Consider the following 21,125-nt stretch of genomic DNA (forward strand, 5'->3'; position numbering starts at 1 on the left):
ACCTCCTGTCCCGCTAAAGGTAGAAGCTATATAATATTTTAAGCGAATTCCTGTTTAAAGCTTGATACATAAGCAACAACCAGCCAACATATAGGAAGCTTCATGATTTCAACCAATTTCCATTGTTCTTCAACGAGCAGCAACTACTTTCATTTATCTACTCCACATGAATCTTTTTTGTCGATTGAAAAAGATTCGCTGTTTTCCACGCAGAAACCATTTCTTTGAATGGCTTGTATATCCGAACCTTCGATTCATCTTCATATAGTAAATGAGTAATTTCATCATTTACTATATGAGCCGAACCTAAAAGTTTCATATCTTGCCCTGCACAGTCGGATGGTGCTTCACTTGTAAATTACTATTGAGACAACTTCTTTTTTATGCTAATTCCTCCCTAATTCCGCTTATATAGTTTTTTCAATCAGGGAAAGTTCCCGCTGAAAACTGACACTTTTTCGTTCATCGACGGAGCTAATGTATACATCGGTTTGATGCAGCTTAGTCCTTGGCGATGCAACTGCTGGGAATAACTAGTCCAAAAATAAAGTGTAAAATGGCGTGTTTTAATTTTTAGTATGAGGCAACTCCAATGCTAACACGGAGGGTAGTTCTTCATTAAAAATCCTTAAAAATCCGTACCCTATACCAGTTATACCGTTCATTAATCCCAAAGAAGTATTTCCATTGAGTTGTCCTGTTAACCAAAATTCTTTCATAGCCTGTACAATTTCTTGTCCAAAAAGTAAAAAGTTATAATCATGACTAATCAATTTACACTTCTTTTTTATAACAGATAAAATATCTAGATTTCCTATTCCCCCATGACATAAGCAATTACCAAAATCGAAACCATTTGATACCATTTTTTTCATTGACAACTTAATTTCTATAAGTAAATAATCATCCTCATAAAAATCGGAAATAAGACTTCTTCCTAATCCGATCCCTGGAGCCCCATGACACCAGTAAACTGAGTTATAATGGGGATTAACTCTGTCTCTAAGATCTATCCAATTATTATTTTCCTCATTGTATAATTCCCGTTCAATTTTAAGGATTCCCTGAGCCGTATCAAAGTAAACTTTTTTGTGTATAACAGAATGAAGCTTCAACAAGGCCCATGCATAGCCCGCTATTCCATGAGATAGACCAGTGAGAAGCCTTTCTTCCGTAAATTGATCGGCCATTTTCTTAACCAGATAATTGGACAAGTGATCACCGCATTTTTCAGCAATGCTGATGAGCCTTTCGTTGGGTGTTAATTTATATAGATTTAAAATAATTATTATAACCCCCGCCACACCACCCACTATGTCAAAGGCTTCATCCCTCTCAATTAAAGGTTCAACTTCATATATATACTTAAGGGCTTCATAGTACAAATTTTCATCACTCCAAAGTTCACTTAAATGAACCAGTACATAAGATACCGCAGCTAGTCCATTGAAGGCAGACAATGATTGATATTCGTTGTCACGAATTACACTTAATGTTGAATTGAGCGCATCTTGAGCTAGTTCTTTATATAAAAAGTTATTAGATTCTTGAGCAAGATACGCTAAAAATAAAATAATTCCCAAGGAGCCGTCATAAAGTGTCTCACCAAGAGGAGAGATGTACTTTTCAGATCTATCATTTTCTTTAAGATCAAGCCAAGTAACAAGTTTGTTTTTCTTATCCCAAACTGCATGCCTCACTAGATAATCACCAATAAAACTTGCATACTCAATAAAATCATTAGATGTCAATTGTTTTGCTTTATTATAACAAGTGATGATCTCATGATTAGAATCCCCTTCATAATTTTTATCCGCTATTTTAAAAGCAAGCTTTAAATATCTTAGTTGCTTTTCATAGTCAACTTTACTTAGATTTCTACAGTTATTCATTACTTTTTTTAAACTGTCTTCACGAAAGCTCACATTTAATTTGTGCCCTAGACTGTTATATACTTCTTGTCCATTAAAATTAAAAGTAAAAATAGGTACATCGTGATTAACAAGTTCAGAACACTCACTAGAAATAATTTCTTTTAAATTCTTATGTTGAGAAACTTCCTTCCATAAATAATCAAAAAGTTGAACTCTATTTAAACCATTTTGTAAATAATCTGGATGCAAACTTGATTCTAAAAACGCTCCGTAATCACTAGTAGATCTGAAAACTTGTCTTACTTTCACATCTGAAAAAGAAGCAATAGGACCTGCTGGAGATATTAATTCTTCGCAGTTATCATACAATAAAAAGAACATGCTTTTAAAACCGTATTCTATAAACTTGAAATAATTAGAGATATTGATTTCTTTTTTCAATAAAGTAGGTTGATTATTACTCTTTTTTAAAGTTACATTTTTTTTAACTAATCGTATCTTATCTGTGTATGCCTCTTCTACTGACCATACTGAAGCTGTACTCTCCACAGCAACATTCTGTCCTAATGCGCTTACATCTGAAATATTATTTCCGTTTATATTGGATGGTACTAATAAACTACTGAAAATAGATGAATCAAACTCTTTATTAAAATGATTCATTAATCCATTTGTTTCTCTTAAAAAATCAAGCTGATTACTAAATAATGTTTCCAAGTCTACTAAAATAGGATTTTCACCATTCGCTATAATATTTTCCAGGTGGAAATCTCTTGAGTTGAATAAACGTAATAATGCTATGTAACCTCCATACCTGTAATAGAAATTTTCTAATTCTAATTCAGAATTGCAATCATTGTGATATATATACTCTTGCCATCCATAATTTTCTTTTGGTAAAACTCGTGCGGAATTCAATTTGCAATTGAAGCCTTTATCATTAATCCAATTTAAAAAATCATCAAATTTCATATCAATAAGTAAAGAACGTGGTTTATAAACCAATCGATCATCTGATTTGAATTTTAGTATCGCTACAGACCTCCCATTATTATGGGAATCACCAACTCCAACTTCAATTTCTATAAGTTGAGTAAAATTACCAACAAAAAGTGTCTCTATATTTTCTATATCATTCAAAAAGTTTAATAAAATTTCTAAATTATAATCTATATATTTCATTACTTTTTCAACAATTAATCTAGCTAAAACAGGATAAACCTCAAACAGTTCAAATAAATATTTTTTAGTTGAAAGAATTTCGACTTCAAAAAAATCATATCTCTCCCTTGAATTATTACCAATTAACTCATTTGAAATTTTTGCAATATGAAGTTCTTGTATTAAAGTTTTTATACTTAAATTATAAATTATTCTGTGCAAGTTTTCTAGATATCTAATTATTATTTCTGGCAGTTGAATATAATCTGTGTGTGCATATTCGCCCTTAAACCTATCAACACTCTGAATTAAACGCATCTCTGCATATTTAAGAAAAGGAGTGAAAAATGTAGAAAATAATTTCCCATCAATTACTTGTCGATATATTGAACTTCTTTTATACTTACAATTCATTATATTATTTAAAGAGTGAATCCATTTTAAGTCCTTTTTCAAAATGAAATTGTCCTTATTTTCAAGAATCTGATTGAATTCATCAACAGTCAATCCGTCAATTTCTGCTCTAACTTTCAATTTATTTAGGTCAAATTCACCTGCAGCTTTCCAAGTTAAAGAAAAATCAGACTCATTTTCAAAACTAATATCCGGTTTATTCAGATATCTTTCATTAAGATAGGCACTCTTACGTAATTTCTTATGATCAGGTGTATTCAACATATTATCTCCTCTCTAACTAAGTTTTATATAAAAAATGAGACAATTGGTTTAGAGTATCTCAATGAGGAAAATGATAGACTAAAAATTATTTTGTTATCTTAGCTTCGTATAAAATAGAATCTCATTATAGAAAAGAAGGCCGTTTTGCATGAAATCGCTTTATGCGACTTGAGAAAACGGCCCTATTATAGAATTGCAAATATCATTGCTAGACTCAGGCTATGCAGTCATTAGTTTTGGTGCATACATAATAGGTCTTACAGCCACTTCCAGTTCCCAAAGTAACAATAATTGAATTTGGCGTTAATTCTGCTCCACCTACTACTTGTTTAAGTTCATCTTCACTTACAACACCAGAAGGATGACTGAAATCTTCGAATTGCTTTCTAAACTCAGGATCTCTTAAAGCGCGAATCATTTCTTTTTTACTCATTTGTAACGTCTCCTCTCAGTTTAATTATTGGAACATTTTCATTATACCATAAAAAAGGATAATATCAAATAGTTGATATATTTTCAATTTTAAGTAATAAAATTGAAATACTCTTTGTAAAAATTATTATTATTCAGTAATTCGGTATGTGTCCCTTGTTCAACAATTCTTCCATTATCCATAATAAATATTTTATTGGAGTTTACAACAGAAGAAACCCTATGAGTTATTACTATTCTTGTGCAATTCATGTTTTGGAAATATTCGTCAATTTTTTGTTCGTTATAATAATCCAAAGCACTAGTAGCCTCATCCAGCACTAAAATACTAGGATTATGTACAATAGCTCTAGCTATTGCTACTCGTTGCCTTTGTCCTCCAGATAAGCTCGCTCCTAACTCTGAAATTACTGTATTATAATTCATTGGCATACTCATAATTTCATCATGGATTTGAGCTATTTTTGCAGCTTTAATTACCTCTTGAAAAGATATATTATCATTACTGAATGTAATATTCTCAAAAATGGTACGATTAAACAAAGTTATCTCTTGAGAAATCACCCCAATTTTCTCTCTTAACAAGCTCTTATTAAATAGTTCTATATTGTAATTATTATAATTAACAGTACCACTTGAAGGAGAATTAAGGCCGATTAATATTTTAGTCAAAGTGCTTTTTCCAGATCCTGATTTCCCTAAGATAGCTACTTTATGACCACTTTTTATACTTAGAGAAATATCAGATAAGACTGGATCAGATAAACTAGAATATTTAAAATAGACATTTTTAAGAGTAATATCACCAGAAAATATGTCTAAAGGAATCGTTTCTTCTCCGTTTTCCTCCCTCGGTGTATTTAATACATCCTGCACTCTTCTAAGATGGACTGTTGTTATAAAAAAAGAGTTTACTGTCTGAGTCAACGAAGTACTCAATACAAAAAATTGTATTGCGATGGTGTTAAATGCAATAAGTTCACCAATTGTTATATTTCCATAGAATGCTTTCTGACTACCAATCCATAATATGAGCATCGGAGCAAAAAGATTTAATCCAGACAAAACCGTATTTATTATATTACTAATTGACCCATGCTTTTTTTGTACTTCAATAAAATTGTTAAATTGATAATTCCATTTTTCAAACATCTTTTTTTCTGCACCAGATGTTTTTATGTCCATAATCCCGTATAATATTTCTGTTTGAATTCCATTTAAACTAGACTCTTTTAGGACTGATTCCTGATTTACTTGCATTAATTTCTTACGACTATATATTGCAAACAAAACATGAACAGCCGCAAAAAAAATAACCCACAACCCTAAAGGCACTGATTTATAAAAAATATATATAAAAACCACTATTAACAAACTAAAATCTAAAGTCCCTTTTAGTATCTGATTAGATAAGATATCTCTTATAATTCTTAATCTACTAGCCCTGAATAAAATATCACCAAAAGATCTTAGTTGAAAAAAACCATACGGAAGTGCCAATAAATGATCAAAAAAATTGGTTGTCATTTTAGTATCGAGCATATTCTCCAGTAGAATCAATGCCCTTCCTTTCAAATAAAATAAGAGCATATGGAATAAAACAAGTGAAATAATACCAACAAGTAAGGTCTCAGTTAAGTCTAAATTTTTTGCAATAACTATGTAGTCTATAATATACTGCGTCAACATTGGCATCCCTAAAGTTAAAATTTGTAATATTATTGAAACTATCAAAATAGAACATACCAATCTACGCATGCCAAAAAAAAGTTTAAGGAAAGGTGCCCATATTTTTGAAGGAGCTTGTTTCTGAAATTTTTGTCCAGGAAGACATTCTAAAATATAATTAGAAAACGAGAGTTCGAAATCTTCTAATCCAACTTTTTTCCTTCCGTATTCTGGATCGATAATTATGTAGTAGTTTTCAAACTTTTTTTCTAGCACAACAAAATGTCTATTTTCCCAATATGCAATTAAAGGAAAGTGAAATTTTGATAAGTTATTTGAAGTTTCTCTATAACAATGTGTTTCGAATCCGAGTTCCTCAGCCAGTTCCTTGAGATGATACATTGATAAGCCATCTCGACCATTCCCTGCACGTTCACGCAACTCAAATAATGAAATATATTTTTTGTAATACGCCGAGATCATTGCAATACAGCAAATACCACATTCCGTTTGATCCATCTGCTCAATATAGGGAACTTTCCTATTAAACTTCATAATTTAAATCTCCCCTAAATAAAATAAGTATTATAAGCGCTTGTTTATTAGCTATAATTTGGGAATTCCCCTTAGTCAGACATTGTCTGATCAAAACAAATCCCCTCCTCTGGAATGCCATCTACTTTGGTGAAAATGTGAAATAGTAGACGGTCTCCAGCCCGCTTGCTGAGGTATGTTATCAATACCAGGAAACATTCTTCCATTTACTTGAAAACAGAATGTTTCCCAATACATTTTTAGATAAATAACAAGTTTTATATTATAGATAAATACGCCTTTTCTAAAAAATTATATCATTTAATGTTCAAAATTACCATTATAATAAAAACAAGCTGATAAATTGTTAATTTATCAGCTTGTCAGAGTGTCGAGAAAGTCCAGAGGACTTTTCGACACTTCTATTTTTATATGGGTAGACGCATCTTTTAAAACAAAAATCGATTTAAAACGATCTGAGGACTCTAGTTTTTAGACCACTAAGACAGTTTTAAACCCCCTGCAAAAAAACAGGGGTTTCTCGACAGCCTGACAAGCTGATAAATTGTTAATTTATCAGCTTGTTTTTTACGTGTGTAATATTTTTTAAAGAAATTAAAGAAAACTAGCAATCCTGCGTGATTCCTTATCACAAAGTTCAATATTTTCCAATAGAGGCTGCGCAATGTTTTCATGCCGTTCCAATACACGCTCAATAACGGCTTCGATATGCAGAAAAGGAATTTCTCCACGCAGAAAACGGTCAACAGCAATCTCATTAGCCGCATTAAATGCAGTTGGTGCTGTACCACCCATTTTACCACATTCAAAGGCAAGCCTTAAACAAGGAAAACGATTAAAATCCATTTCCTTAAAATGGAGCCTTCCCACCTCAGCCAATGACAGCGGCTTGGCGGGAGACTTCATCCGTTCAGGATATGTTAAGGCGTATTGAATAGGAACTCTCATATCAGGGTTACCTAGTTGAGCGACAATACTGGTATCCACAAATTCTACATAGGAATGAATGATACTTTCAGGATGCAATAGCACGTGAATCCGCTCATAATCAAGTCCGAACAACCAGTGCGCCTCAATGACCTCTAGCCCTTTGTTTACCATCGTTGCCGAATCAATCGTAATTTTGGCACCCATCGACCAATTGGGATGCTTGAGCGCATCTTCCACCGTAACCTCACGAAGCTGTTCCCTTGTCAAATCACGAAAAGAACCGCCCGATGCCGTGAGAGTAATATGTGCCACATCTTTCATACGCTCACCATTCAAGCATTGAAAAATAGCTGAATGCTCACTGTCAATCGGCAGCAACGGCACTCCTTTCGCCCGGGCCCGTTCTGTGACCAGATGACCGGCGGTAACCAGTGTTTCCTTATTGGCCAAACCGATCTGTTTTCCAGCCTCAATCGCGGCCAGCGTGGAGTGCAATCCGACACTGCCCATTACAGCTGTCACAACCATATCTGCATCCGTATTCGCTGCTAGCTCGACGAGTCCTTCATTCCCCCAATGCAGTTCCATTCCGGAAGGCAACATAGGACGGATTTCCTCCGCCAATTGCTTGGTGCCAACGGACACCTTCTTGGGTTGGTATAGATTCGCCTGCTCGACAAGCAACTTTATATTTGAGCCACCTGCTAAAGCCTCTACGGCAAACTGATCCGGGTGCATAGATACGACATCCAGTGTCTGTGTTCCAATAGACCCGGTTGAACCGAGTACCGTAATTCTTTTCATGAAGCACCTTCCTATCTTGAAAATAACCGTTACTCTGCAGCTAATTTTAACCTGAGCATAATCTGTAACCACCAAGTAAGGGTCATGGAAGCAGCATCAGCATATGTACAAATGGAAAAACGACAATCCAACTGTCGCAGCGGTCTAGTATACCACCGTGCCCTGGCAGCAGATTACCGGAATCTTTAATGTCGTACACCCGCTTGTACGCAGATTGCACTAAATCGCCCAGTTGACCCACAACTGCACAAGATAAACCGATAGCGAAAGCTTTGTCCCATGGCAGCAGCCCTTCTGACAATCCGGCAAATATCAGTGCTGTAGCCAACGCTAAAACAATCCCGCCTATAGACCCTTCGACTGTTTTATTTGGACTGATCGCAGGCCATAGCTTTGTCTTCCCCGCCATTTTACCTACAAAATAAGCCCCTGCATCACTTGCCCAAATGCAAGCCAGCAACAAAAAGGTCCATAAAAGCCCATGTTCCATATGGCGTGATTCCGCAATATACGAAAATCCAAAGCCTATATAAACAGTACCGAGAAATAGTATGGACACCGTTTGAATTGTGATTTTATTTTTCGTTCCCACCGTAATGATCATAAAAATAATCATCAGCAGCCAAAGCAGACTTATAGACGGTAATGGTGAGTGCAGACCCAAGGGCTGATAAGGAAATACAAAAGTTAATATTCCTGCATAGCCAACTAACGCCGTACTGCTGAAAGGAGATACATTGGTCATCCGCGCGAATTCATAGAATCCGATTAGGGCCATGGCCAAAATGAGCAAATGGTAGGCCAATCCGCCCCACAGGACCATCGCCAAAAAAAATGCGCCTGCCACAATACCGGTAATCAATCTCTGTCTCAACGGCTTTCATCCTCCATTTACTTCAGCCCGCCGTACCGCCGTGATCTCCGCTGATATTCGACCACTGCTTCGTATAAATGCTCTTTCTTAAACTCAGGCCAATAAATATCAGTAAACCATAGCTCGCTGTAAGCAAGTTGCCAGAGCATAAAATTGCTGAGTCTCAGCTCGCCACTTGTCCGAATCAGAAGATCAGGGTCCGGCATACCGCTGGAGAGCAAAGAGTTCTCAATGAGTTCGGGCGTAATATCTCCGGGTTTAAGCTTCCCATCCTCAATTTCACGACCCAACGCTTGCATACATTCAGTGATTTCTAGCCGACTTCCATAATTCAATGCAAAATTAAGAACAAGTCCGGTATTATTTTCAGTTCGCCGAGTCGCTTCAGTCAGCGCATCAACGGTATGAGAAGGCAAATGCTCCTTATTTCCCATCATACGTACTTGTACATTTTTTTCAATCAGCTCGTCAAGCTCAATAGCCAAAAATTCTTGCGGCAGCCGCATCAAAAAATCGACTTCATCCTTGGGACGCGACCAATTTTCAGTTGAAAAGGCAAATAAGGTCAAATATTTAATGCCCAGTTCATCCGCAGCAATTGCTGTGCGCTTCACTGCCTTCATTCCATTTTGATGCCCTACAATCCGCGGCATTCCAATCCGTTTGGCCCATCTGCCGTTCCCATCCATAATGACAGCAACATGCTGCGGAATATTGTCTTTTGAAATGGCCGGTGTTTGCTGTTTTTGTTCCCCGTTCCACCAAGACCGAACCCGTTTGATCATTCCAGTTCCTCCAGCATTCTCTGAAAATGTGCCTCAGGCTTGAAAAGAGACAAACCCCACCGTAAGGGAGGGGCTACCAGTCTCTTATACTTCCATAATTTCTTTTTCTTTTGCAGCCAAAACTTTATCCACTTCAGCGATGAATTTATCGGTCGTTTTCTGGATCTCTTCCTGATATTTACGGGATTCATCCTCGGATATATCGGTTTTTTCCATTTTTTTAATATCATCATTTGCATCGCGACGAATGTTACGAATGGCGACCTTCGCTTCTTCGCCGTTCTTTTTCGTCAGCTTCACCAGATCGGTTCTGCGTTCTTCTGTCAAAGCAGGAATACTCAGGCGAATGGTATTCCCGTCATTGGAAGGAGTCAACCCCAGATCGGATTTTTGGATAGCACGCTCAATGTCGGCCAAGGAGGATTTATCCCAAGGCTGAATCATCAAAGTCCTGCTGTCCGGTGTATTTACATTAGCTAACTGATTGACTGGAGTCATTGCACCGTAGTACTCAACCTGAACGCGATCCAGTAGAGCTGGCGTCGCCCGACCAGCGCGCAAAGATGCAAGGTCACGTTGCAACGACTGAATTGCTTTATGCATGCGCTCTTCAGCGCTCTTTTTCACAGATTGTGGCATTAATTTACACTCCCTTTGACGATCGTGCCAATTTTCTCACCCAACACGACACGTTTAATGTTACCTTGCTCTGTAATAGCAAAGACAATCAACGGAATATTGTTATCCATGCACAGCGAGGAAGCCGTGGAGTCCATAACACCGAGATTTTTGTTGAGCACATCCAAATACGTAAGTTGCTCATACTTCTCGGCTGTGCTGTCTTTAAACGGATCAGCTGAATACACGCCGTCCACTTTATTTTTAGCCATCAGAATCACTTCAGCCTCAATTTCGGCAGCACGCAAAGCAGCTGTAGTATCGGTTGAGAAGAACGGATTCCCTGTACCTGCCGCAAAAATAACAACACGGCCTTTTTCCAGATGGCGGATAGCTCTACGACGAATGTAAGGCTCAGCAATTTGCTGCATTGCGATAGATGTCTGTACACGCGTAGGAACTTCAATTTGTTCCAAAGCATCCTGTAGTGCCAGTGAGTTCATCACCGTTGCCAGCATCCCCATGTAATCCGCTGTTGCCCGGTCAATTCCGTTGGCGCTTCCGGCAATACCCCGCCAAATGTTGCCGCCTCCGCACACGATAGCAACTTCTACTCCCAGTTCGACAACGTCCTTGACCTGCTCGGCGATCGACGCAATTGTATCCGCATCAATACCGTAACCGTTCGGGCCGGACAGCGACTCTCCGCTGACTTTCAGAACAACACGCTTAAAAACAGGTTTTTCCAAATGATCACCCTCCAATATCGACTATATATTATGTACAGGATAGATGTCCTGTTGCAAGAAAAGGAACACTGATGTGTTCCAATTCTTTGCTCTTTCCGTATGCAATTACCGTTCGTTGGTAATTATTATTTCACTTGAGACATAACTTCTTCGTAGAAGTTGTCTTCTTTTTTCTCCAAACCTTCGCCCAGTTCAAAACGAACAAAACGACGCAGGGAAATATTTTCGCCAATGGTGCTGATTTTTTCGTTGATGAGTGTGGAGATTGTTTTGTCCGGATCTTTAATGAAAGATTGCTCCAACAGACAGAACTCTTCATAGAATTTACCGATGCGGCCTTCAACCATTTTCTCAACGATTTTTTCTGGTTTGCCTTCGTTCAAAGCTTGTGCTTTCAGGATTTCTTTTTCTTTTTCGATCTCTTCCTGTGGCACTTCTTCGCGACGAACATAACGAGGGTTCGATGCAGCGATATGCATAGCGATGTCACGTACAAAATCTCTGAACTGGTCTGTTTTAGCGACGAAGTCTGTTTCGCAGTTTACTTCTACCAGTACGCCGATACGGCCGCCAGCATGGATGTAGGATTCAACAACGCCTTCAGTAGCGATACGGCCTGCTTTGTTCGCTGCAGCCGCAAGTCCTTTTTCACGCAGAACTTCAACTGCTTTTGTCAAATCACCGTTTGCTTCTTCAAGCGCTTTTTTACAATCCAGCATTCCTGCGCCTGTTTTTTCACGTAGCTCTTTTACTGCGCTAGCATTAACTGCCATATTATTTCCCTCCAAATTTAATTTTCAGTGGTGTACACAAGCTTTATCCCTTAAAAAAAGGGTAGTGAGAGGTTATACACCTGCCAACCACCCTTTTCATTTAATTCATATAAGTATTTCCGCAAGGAAATATTATGCTGTAGTTTCTTCGCCTTGATTAGCTTCCATAACTGCATCAGCCATTTTACCTGTCAGCAATTTAACAGCGCGAATCGCGTCGTCATTACCTGGGATAACATAGTCAATTTCGTCTGGATCGCAGTTTGTATCAACGATACCCACGATTGGGATACCCAATTTGCGAGCTTCAGCAACCGCGATACGTTCTTTGCGTGGATCAATGATGAACAGAGCGCTTGGAAGGCCCTTCATGTTTTTGATACCGCCCAAGAATTTTTCAAGACGATCTTTCTCTTTACGGAGAATGATAACTTCTTTTTTAGGAAGAACTGCGAAAGTACCGTCTTCTTCCCAAGCTTCCAGTTGTTTCAAACGATCAATACGTTTTTGAATGGTTTGGAAGTTAGTGAGCGTACCGCCCAACCAACGTTGGTTGATGTAGAATTGACCAGCGCGTGCTGCCTCTTCTTTAACGGAATCTTGCGCTTGTTTCTTCGTGCCTACGAACAGGATTGTACCATTCTCAGCTGCAATGCTTTTTACGAAGTTGTAAGCTTCCTCAACCTTTTTCACTGTCTTTTGCAAGTCAATGATGTAAATACCGTTTCTTTCAGTGAAGATATAACGATCCATTTTCGGGTTCCAGCGACGTGTTTGGTGACCAAAGTGAACCCCAGCTTCCAGAAGCTGTTTCATGGAGATTACTGCCATCTTCACGCACCTCCTAAGTTTGGTTTTTTGTGTGTCCTCCGCCGACATCATTTCTCGCAAAGACTTTCCATTGGGAAAGCACCCTTTACAAAATTAATCGACGTGCGTTTTTAACACCGTCAATTAATATACCATAACACCCGCAGCGTTGCAACCAACTTTTCGACAAAAGCAGGATTAGCGCGAAATGTGACTGATTATTCCCGCCCGTAGAGCTTTCTAGCGAAAAATAAAAACCGCCCACTTCCCGATAACACGGTCAGTTGGACGGCTTCTTTGTAATTTTAGTAATGATAGAACCGAAATCCTCACCCTTGGCAAACTCATAGGTACCGGTACGGATTTTGGTATTGATTTTTTGAGCCTTAGCCTCTGCCTCAAACGCGCTGGCATCCGATACGACGCCCGCCTTCTGCAAACCAGATGCCACACTCCTCAGATTGCTTCCCGATGCAATGCTATATTGCACTTGCGGAGTGGCTGGCTGTTTAGGCATATCTGGAGTAGTCGTAGCACTCGAACCTTTAGTTTGCGGCTTATCCGGACTTTGGAGTGCAGTCGTGCTTGCTGAAGGCTTAGAAGCAGCCGAAGGTGTACTGCTTGCAGGTTTCTTTGGTGTCGATGGAATTTGCGCCGCTTCTGCCTTTTTGGGAGCAACCGGTGTTTTATTGCCTTCCTTGATCACCTTGTTACGCCATTCCTCTTCTGTCATCTTCGGATCAGAACTATCACTGATTTGAAGATTCAGTCCGGCTGCCGCCTCCTCCAATTGCTCACGAGTCATATTTTTCGGGTCTACTGAAGACGGCTGCGATTGACCCTGACCGATCATCGCCAGTTGCAGCAACAGTGCGCCTGTAATAAGTCCGGTGCCCATACCCAGCATGAATGAACGATTTTTGATCACGTCAGATCCTCCCGTTCCGCCAGTTGTAATATGAGCTGTACCTCGCCCCGTTGGATGCCTGATTGCTTAGCAATGTAATCCACCGATTTGCCCTGCTCATACAGCGAGAACAGTTCCTGATAACGCTCACGGATAGATTCCTGCTGAGCTTCCGGCTCAGCTTCTTGCAACGGCGCCTGCACTTCCACAGCTACAATAGAGGCGTCAGACTGCTCTGCCTGCATGGGAATAGCAGACTGCGTATTGCGGAACTGACCATAAGCCGCCACCACCTGATGCGGGGTACCTGTATGTAGTACCTCAGATCCAGACACTGACTGTGTAGAAACTGAAGCAAGCGCAGCCTGGCGTTCAAGCTCCACAATCCGGTTCCGAAGCTCAGCCACTTGCTCCTGCAATGAGGCCTGTTTAACCGCATGTTCCTGCTTTATCCCGGATACGAGCTCAATCAGCTCATCATTGTCGTTTTCAATATCGGCCATATATTGCTCCAAGGTGGCCTCGACCTTTTGGACGACGACCTCTTCTGTTCCCCGGCCTGCCTGCCGCTTGGGCAGCACCCAGGCGTAGACAACAGCTGCGGCACCCAGCAGAACAATATATATCCATGGTTGATCCACTGCCCATCGTCTCCTTTTATAACGCTTTCCACCTGTCGGATCAGAGCGAAAAATCTATATGATGTCCCTTGTATGGATGCTCTGCAGGATGCTCCTTTGGCAGTTCATTTTCACTGGACCGAGATCGACTCTGTCCAGAAGAATGACTGCCCTGCCCTCCAGTTTCCCTCTCACCGACGAATGTTTCCGTAGATTCATCCACCGCACTGCTTCGCTGACGAATCTTTTCTGTCTCCTGCTCGGTCTTTTGCCCTAACAACGCTTGCTCATTCATCGGACGTTGCTGGTATTCGCTTTGGTACTTACCCGCTTCACTGGTACGAGGTACGGCGATTTGTAATTCAACAGCTTTCAGGCTCATTGGACCACACCCTTTCCGATTGGGCATCCGTATCTGTTTTCCGAGGAATAAGAAAACTTGTTATTCCTGTGCCAGATTACACGGAGGAGGACATGCTGATGTCACCCTCATGATAATAAAACGCCATTCTTTCCACCGAATCTTTAATGAATTTTGTATATCTGCCGATAACTATTTTAGAGCCGCCGTAAATAACGTTTTTGACTTCTACCCGTGCGCGGCTTGTATCTTCTAAGGTTCGTTCAATCTCCAGCATTCTTGATTTGGTTTCCAGAAGCTCGTTGTCATTTGATTTTTTGGTAGATGTCAACTTGATTCGCATCGCCATTCTATCAGGGGCAAGCTGTCCAGCAGCAGCAAGCTGGTCCAATATGGTGAGGGCCTTATTGGTCTTATCCTGGCTGTCTGTCTGTTGCTTCAAACGTGCCCGGAGTTCAGTCAGCTCATCGCGCAACTCTGGCAGTACACCTACTTCGATTATAGTGGCCGTGGACATCGTATTACCGATGGTGCGCGCCACTACCTTTTCGCCAGCTTGTACACTACCACCTACGATCAGTCCTTTAGCCCCTCCGCAAAGTACATTCTTACTGGCTTTGATCTGGGAGTGCATGATGCTTTGGGATACAAGTATTTCGCCACCTGCAATCACGTTACCATCCTGGATAAAGGAACATTTCACATTTTGTGCAGCTTTCACATACCCCTTGTGGTAACCGATAATACCGCCACTGATGTCGACTGAGCCTTCCGCATCCAATTCAGCACCTTCCACGCCGCCGATGACACGAATGTCGCCAGCCGCCCGAATACGAAAACCTGTCAGGACATTACCCCGAATGACGACGGTTCCAACAAAGTCAATGTTGCCGACGCTATAATCCACATCACCGTTCACTTCATATACGGGAAACACATTGAGCTTACCCTTTTCAGTCGTAGTCACCAGTCCGTCGATAGCTGCGTACATTGCAACGCCCTCTGGATGAACAACTACGTTTTTCCCGATTTTAAACCGTGCCTCTTTGCCTGAAAGGTAAGGAATTTCCTCTCCCGTTACAGCAATACCAGGTACACCCGGCAATGGATCAACCCGCTCGGCAATCAGTTGTCCACGCTTTACATTCTTTAAACGGGTTAATTCTTTATAGTCCACTCGTCCATCCATGGTTTCGAGCGGCTTATGTGCATCTTCACCAGTCACAACTTCAGCAAGATTAATTTTTCCGTCCGTGCCATGAATCGGCGGTGTTCCCTCAGCAATCAGTAATTTGGTGAAGAAATAATCTTCCGATCTTGCCACAAACGTATGAATCGCATCAGTAATCAAACCATGACTTATTTTTTGGTTATTCAGGAAACGCTCCAATTCTTCCACAGAACAGGAAAAGCCTTCTTCACGTTTGGCAAACTCCAAATAAGCGCTAAGTTTATCGGGTGAGACGACCACTTTTAAATACTGGTCCAAAGCATATTGCTTCTCCACAGGGGTGCTCCTTCCGTCTAACTGTTACTGTAACCTCCCGTACGTTTAATCTTTACGCATTAGCAGATCCCGCTGTTTGTCCAGTGTCGCTCTCAGCCGCAATATGGCTTTGGAATGTAGTTGTGAAATTCGCGAGGGTGAAAGCGACATGACCTCAGCGATTTCACTGAGTGACAAATCCTCGTAATACAATAAAGAAACAACGATACGTTCTTTTTCAGTCAATTTATCAATGCCTTGTGCAAGCGCATCACGAAGTGTAAATTCATTGACCTTGTGATCCGGATTTTTCGCTTTTTCATCGACTAAAAGGGAAAGCCGTGTCTCCGACTCTTCTTCGCGGATCGGGTCCTCCAGTGAAACGATCGACATAACGGCGACCTCCTGGATCATGGTTTGAAACTCTTTTTCAGAGACGTCCAAATAATGGCTCATCTCTTCGTCACTTACCGTGCGTAAGTATCTCTGCTCCAGATGCTGATAGGCATCCTCAATTTTTTTCGCTTTTTCCCTGACCGAACGTGGAACCCAGTCTCCTTGGCGAAGACCATCCAAAATCGCTCCTCGAACGCGCCAGGAAGCATAAGTCTCAAACTGCAAACCACGTTCATAGTCAAACTTTTCAAGAGCATCAATCAAGCCCATGACCCCGTTACTGGCTAGATCATCTTTGGATACATTTTTAGGTAAACCTACTGCAAGGCGTCCCGACACATACTCCACAATATGAAGGTACTTTTCAATTAACTGCTTTTTTGCTTCCTTGTCACCGTGTTCTTTCCATTGCTCCCACAGTTCGGAATGGTTTAAATGAGCGGCTTTTCGCTCGTTCATCGGCTTCACCCTCCTTGTTTGTCTGTCAGGTGACGAACGGCCTTGGCCAATTCTTCAGGGTCCTTGTTTGAAACCAGCTTAGGCGGGTTTAAAGGCGCAAAACCGGTGTTTTTCCCGTCCGTCTGCTCTGGTTTCGGCTTCAACAATTCATTTAGGTTTTCATCTTCGTCTGGTGTCGTCAGGTCCAGATTCCCCCCTACGCCATCCACCTGAGAGCTTGCCCGGCTTTGGGCATTACCCAGATCTGGCCGCGCTACGACACCCAGTGCCCAGCGCAGCACAAATGCAAGCAGGAACCAAAAAACGAAGGCGATCAAGCCACGAATTAAGCTCGTGGTCAGCAGATTGCTGCCAGTGGACAACACAAAAGTCAGGATAAATCCGACTACTCCAGACCAAAGATTAATGCGTAAGCTGCCAAATAACATAATTATAATTCCTTTACACCTTTTTGTACGCTTCGAATATTCAAAACGCCAGTTTCACAGTCCAGTTCAATCGTTCGGCCATAACTACCGCCTGTATCCTCCGCAAGCAGTGGAATACCGAGATCTACGAGCATTTCCTTGCATGATTCCACATTGCGCGGACCAATTCGCATGGTGTCCCCGCTGCCGGCAAAGGCGAACATTTGCGCTCCCCCTGCCATTTTGGCGACCAGTCTGCGGCGTTCGGCTCCCAATTTCAGCATCCGCTCAAATAGCTCTGGCAACGCGGTATCGGCGTATTTAGCAATGTTAAGTTGCCCTTCACGTGCAATGTCCGATGACGGTAGCATTACATGTGCCATACCAGCCAGTTTTAAATGAGGATCGTAGAGGGTCAACCCGACGCAGGAACCAAGTCCTGTCGTGCGAATGGAGTTTGGATTGCTGGTTACGTTCAAGTCTGCCATGCCCACTTTGATGATGCTTTTATCCTCAATCATCGTTCATCGGGACTCCTAACGACCTGAATATTTTACCAAACGATTCCGGATCCGGAATCAGGAAAAATTGACCCTCAATCTGATTCTGCCCCTCCAGAAACGATGTGTCAATCAACAGGGCTGCATCCCCCATCTGACCAAATTGTAACAATCCGTAGCTGAGAATGGCACCGGCCATATCCAAAGCTAGTGCAGGAACAGTCGGATACATGGACAACCGGGTGAAATCGGCCAATGAGGACAAGTATGAACCCGCTAAAATATTTCCGATTTCGGACAGAGCGGAATGCTCCATTTCGTTAAAGCTGTCCTCATCATCCGAGGGAATATTCGCCAGCCGGGAAAGCAGACTTTTTGCCGCATGAGGTTGCAATATGAAAAAGAGATTGCCTGGAGCTTCGCCCTCGACTCTGAAAAATATCGCAACGACAAGTTGCTCATTCCCGCCAACCTTTTCGGCAATCTCCTCAAAAGGCAGCATCTGTACTTTAGGTACACCCATATCAACGGGTTTATTCAGAAGTCGGGAGAGCGCTGTAGCAGCGTTCCCCGAACCAATGTTACCGACTTCCTTCAAAACATCCAACTTGAAATCTTCAAGATTCTCAAGATTCTCCATAAACTAATCCTCTAAGCCTTCCAGTTGGTTCATTTCACTCCGATTCAGCACCTCAGACAAATTCAGCATGATGAGCAAGCGCTCTTCACCGATTTTAGCGACTCCACGCAAATATTTAGCCTTGACTCCGCCAACGACTTCCGGTGGTGTCTCAATGTTGTCGGTATTCAGGTCAATTACGTCGTTCGCCGAATCAACGATAAAGCCGACTTGCATCTCACCCACTGCAACGATGATAATCCGGGTTTGATCGGTGTATTCCGCCTCAGACAATCCAAAGCGACCCCGCAGATCAATAACGGGAATGACCACGCCTCTCATATTGAATACGCCTTTGACAAAATCGTATGTTCTTGGAACACGTGTAATCGGCACCATGCGCTCAATGGATTGGACTTTTTCTACTTCGACACCGTATTCTTCTTCACCAAGTTTAAATACGATAACTTTAATTTCTTCTCCCATGTCTAAAAACCCTCCTTATGGATGTCAGCAATTTCACATTTCTTTCATTTAATGAAGACATTATTTAATGAAAACATTAGGGTCGATAATCAAAGCAACCTGACCGTCACCCAAAATCGTGGCGCCTGAAATTCCCTGAATGTTCGGAAGGTATTTGCCCAGGTTTTTAAGAACAATTTCACTTTGTCCCAAAAAGTCCTGAACAGAAAGGGCTGCCAAACGGTCACCCTTGCGAATAACAACAACCTCTGTCTCTTCTTCTTCATCCTCATTGAAGTCTGGCACTTCAAACAACTGACTCAAGGAGATAAGCGGAATATGGGATTCGCGGAAAGCGATCATTTTATTGCCATGAACAGAACGGATTTGTGTCCGTTTGACGATCGCGGTCTCCACAATAGAAGACAACGGAATCGCATATTTTTCGGAACCGATCTGTATCATCATGGCCGCAATAATGGATAGTGTCAGTGGCAATTGTACAGAAAAATTGGTTCCTTTGCCCAGAACAGAATGAATCGTAACGTTACCGCCAAGGGAAGTGATTTTAGATTTAACTACATCGAGTCCAACGCCGCGTCCTGAAACGTCCGAAATGACCTCGGCTGTGCTGAATCCCGGAGCGAATAGCACCTGATGGGCCTCTTCATCGGTCATTGCAGCTGCTTGTTCCTCCGTCATAATCCCTTTGGAAATGGCACTTTTCAGTACCTTCTCGCGATTAATGCCGCTACCATCATCTTCAATCTCAATGAACACGTTATTGCCGCTGTGGAAAGCACGTAAATGAACTGTTCCTGTCTCCGGTTTGCCTGCCGCAATACGGGTCGCTACTGGCTCGATGCCGTGATCCACAGAGTTACGCAGTAAATGCACTAACGGATCACCGATCTCGTCGATAACGGTACGGTCCATTTCGGTGTCCGCGCCAGTAATAACCAAATCCAGCTTTTTATCCAGCGATTTGGCCAGGTCGCGCACCATACGCGGGAAACGATTGAAAACCGTGTCCACGGGTACCATCCGCAATTTAAGCACGACATTTTGCAGATCACTGCTTACACGGCTCATATGCTCTACCGTTTCCGTCAATGCCGGATTGGAAGCCTCACTCGCCAGTTGCTCCAACCGTACACGGTCAATGAGCAATTCACTGAACAAATTCATCAATACGTCCAGACGTTCAATGTCGACACGAATCGTACGGTTGTGCGTAGGCGCTGCTGGCTTGGCTACTGGAGCTTTACCTTCGGCTGGCTTAGCGCCGGAGGCCGCAGTTGGAGACTGCGGCTGGGATGCAGCGGACTGTTGTTGTACAGCTACCGGGGCTTCCTGCGCCGCAGCAGTTTCTGCCAGTCCGGCATTGACTTCGCTCATTTGCTTAAGCGATTCCTGATCCAGCTGTACAACGGAGACGGACTCAATTTCGGAAATACTGGCGATTTCCTTTTCCAGCTCTCCTACCTCTTTCTGCGTTATGTAATATAACGAGAAATTTTGTTCGAATTTCTCCTGCTCAATATCCTGCACAGACGGATAAGCTTTTACGATTTCACCAGTGTTCTCCAGCGTATTAAATACCATAAAGGCACGCGCAGCCTTCAACTGGCTTTCTGAGCTAATCGTTACCTGTATATAGTGAACCCGATGACCTTCGGAAATAGATTGCTCGAGTACAGAATACTGGAATTGATCCAGCACAAGACCCGCGCTTTCGCTATCAGCCGCTTTTTTCGGCGTAACCGCCTCAGTAACAGTATCTGTGCCGGATTTTTGGAAATCGCCACGCACGATGGATTGCAGTGAAGCTACAATAGAGGATACATCCGCTTTTCCATCGCCACCCTCTGTAATGTTCTGTACCATGGACTCCAACGCATCCAACCCTTTGAAAAAGGTATCGAATATAAATTCCTGCATCGCAAGCTTGTTGTTACGTACCAGATCAAGAACGTTCTCCATTTGGTGAGTGAGCGATGCCAGGTCTTCAAAACCCATTGTAGCAGCCATTCCTTTGAGGGTATGGGCAGACCGGAAAATCACCTGAACGATGCCCAGATCGGTAGGATTACTTTCCAGTTGAAGCATTTTTTCGTTAAGAGATTGCAGATGATCATTCGACTCATCAATAAACATGTTTAAATATTGGTTCATGTCCATTGTGAGACACCTC

20 protein-coding genes are annotated in these 21,125 nt (G+C 41.6%); all 20 read right to left on the reverse strand.

The annotated features are described in order from the left end of the window. Window positions 1-566: 566 nt before the first annotated feature. On the reverse strand, window positions 567-3,710 hold the full coding sequence (locus E0698_RS02625) for a type 2 lanthipeptide synthetase LanM family protein (RefSeq protein WP_192510520.1): 3,144 nt from the start codon (window positions 3,708-3,710) through the stop codon (window positions 567-569). Window positions 3,711-3,927: 217 nt separating this feature from the next. After that, the gene (locus E0698_RS02630) at window positions 3,928-4,146 is read right to left on the reverse strand and encodes a hypothetical protein (RefSeq protein ID WP_192510521.1); all 219 of its coding nucleotides are present in this window, start codon (window positions 4,144-4,146) and stop codon (window positions 3,928-3,930) included. A gap of 89 nt (window positions 4,147-4,235) precedes the next feature. After that, window positions 4,236-6,368 carry a peptidase domain-containing ABC transporter gene (locus E0698_RS02635; RefSeq protein WP_192510522.1) on the reverse strand — a complete coding sequence of 711 codons (2,133 nt, stop codon included), beginning with the start codon at window positions 6,366-6,368 and terminating at the stop codon, window positions 4,236-4,238. A 594-nt stretch (window positions 6,369-6,962) separates the two neighbouring features. Further along, on the reverse strand, window positions 6,963-8,102 hold the full coding sequence (locus E0698_RS02640; RefSeq protein ID WP_192510523.1) for a 1-deoxy-D-xylulose-5-phosphate reductoisomerase: 1,140 nt from the start codon (window positions 8,100-8,102) through the stop codon (window positions 6,963-6,965). 82 nt (window positions 8,103-8,184) lie between these two features. Then, entirely contained in the window at window positions 8,185-8,976 is a 792-nt protein-coding gene (locus E0698_RS02645) for a phosphatidate cytidylyltransferase (protein ID WP_134910096.1), read from the reverse strand. Between the two features lie 17 nt (window positions 8,977-8,993). Continuing rightward, on the reverse strand, window positions 8,994-9,761 hold the full coding sequence (locus tag E0698_RS02650) for an isoprenyl transferase (protein WP_134910098.1): 768 nt from the start codon (window positions 9,759-9,761) through the stop codon (window positions 8,994-8,996). Window positions 9,762-9,845: 84 nt separating this feature from the next. Beyond that, window positions 9,846-10,400, reverse strand: coding sequence for a ribosome recycling factor (gene frr / locus E0698_RS02655; RefSeq protein ID WP_025684954.1), 555 nt, complete (start codon window positions 10,398-10,400; stop codon window positions 9,846-9,848). After that, the gene (pyrH, locus tag E0698_RS02660) at window positions 10,400-11,128 is read right to left on the reverse strand and encodes a UMP kinase (RefSeq protein ID WP_013309918.1); all 729 of its coding nucleotides are present in this window, start codon (window positions 11,126-11,128) and stop codon (window positions 10,400-10,402) included. The genes frr and pyrH overlap by 1 nt, the downstream gene beginning before the upstream one ends. A 125-nt stretch (window positions 11,129-11,253) precedes the next feature. Continuing rightward, on the reverse strand, window positions 11,254-11,901 hold the full coding sequence (gene tsf, locus E0698_RS02665) for a translation elongation factor Ts (RefSeq protein WP_134910100.1): 648 nt from the start codon (window positions 11,899-11,901) through the stop codon (window positions 11,254-11,256). A 132-nt stretch (window positions 11,902-12,033) separates the two neighbouring features. Then, window positions 12,034-12,732, reverse strand: a complete 699-nt coding sequence (rpsB, locus tag E0698_RS02670) for a 30S ribosomal protein S2 (RefSeq protein ID WP_013309916.1) — start codon at window positions 12,730-12,732, stop codon at window positions 12,034-12,036. 259 nt (window positions 12,733-12,991) lie between these two features. Further along, a complete protein-coding gene (locus tag E0698_RS02675; protein ID WP_134910102.1) occupies window positions 12,992-13,639 on the reverse strand; it encodes an endolytic transglycosylase MltG in 648 nt (215 codons plus the stop codon). Continuing rightward, window positions 13,636-14,259: a hypothetical protein gene (locus tag E0698_RS02680; RefSeq protein WP_192510524.1), complete on the reverse strand. Its 624-nt coding sequence runs from the start codon at window positions 14,257-14,259 to the stop codon at window positions 13,636-13,638. Before E0698_RS02680 ends, E0698_RS02675 begins: the two co-directional genes overlap by 4 nt. 40 nt (window positions 14,260-14,299) lie before the next feature. After that, window positions 14,300-14,620, reverse strand: coding sequence for a hypothetical protein (locus E0698_RS02685; protein WP_134910106.1), 321 nt, complete (start codon window positions 14,618-14,620; stop codon window positions 14,300-14,302). Between the two features lie 76 nt (window positions 14,621-14,696). Continuing rightward, entirely contained in the window at window positions 14,697-16,106 is a 1,410-nt protein-coding gene (locus tag E0698_RS02690) for a DUF342 domain-containing protein (protein ID WP_149095833.1), read from the reverse strand. 45 nt (window positions 16,107-16,151) lie between these two features. Next, complete coding sequence (locus E0698_RS02695; protein ID WP_134910108.1) at window positions 16,152-16,940, reverse strand: FliA/WhiG family RNA polymerase sigma factor; 789 nt, start codon at window positions 16,938-16,940, stop codon at window positions 16,152-16,154. Window positions 16,941-16,945: 5 nt separating this feature from the next. After that, window positions 16,946-17,368 carry a hypothetical protein gene (locus E0698_RS02700; protein WP_025684947.1) on the reverse strand — a complete coding sequence of 141 codons (423 nt, stop codon included), beginning with the start codon at window positions 17,366-17,368 and terminating at the stop codon, window positions 16,946-16,948. Window positions 17,369-17,370: 2 nt separating this feature from the next. Continuing rightward, window positions 17,371-17,868 (reverse strand): chemotaxis protein CheD, encoded by a 498-nt coding sequence (locus E0698_RS02705; RefSeq protein ID WP_025684946.1) that lies wholly within the window; start codon window positions 17,866-17,868, stop codon window positions 17,371-17,373. Continuing rightward, on the reverse strand, window positions 17,861-18,487 hold the full coding sequence (locus E0698_RS02710) for a chemotaxis protein CheC (RefSeq protein ID WP_025684945.1): 627 nt from the start codon (window positions 18,485-18,487) through the stop codon (window positions 17,861-17,863). Before E0698_RS02710 ends, E0698_RS02705 begins: the two co-directional genes overlap by 8 nt. Window positions 18,488-18,490: 3 nt before the next feature. Further along, the gene (locus E0698_RS02715) at window positions 18,491-18,952 is read right to left on the reverse strand and encodes a chemotaxis protein CheW (RefSeq protein ID WP_014281101.1); all 462 of its coding nucleotides are present in this window, start codon (window positions 18,950-18,952) and stop codon (window positions 18,491-18,493) included. 60 nt (window positions 18,953-19,012) lie between these two features. After that, a complete protein-coding gene (locus E0698_RS02720) occupies window positions 19,013-21,112 on the reverse strand; it encodes a chemotaxis protein CheA (protein WP_134910112.1) in 2,100 nt (699 codons plus the stop codon). Between the last annotated feature and the right edge of the window lie 13 nt (window positions 21,113-21,125).

It is taken from the genome of Paenibacillus sp. 23TSA30-6 (genome assembly GCF_014858585.1).
In the GTDB taxonomy this organism is placed as follows: domain Bacteria; phylum Bacillota; class Bacilli; order Paenibacillales; family Paenibacillaceae; genus Paenibacillus.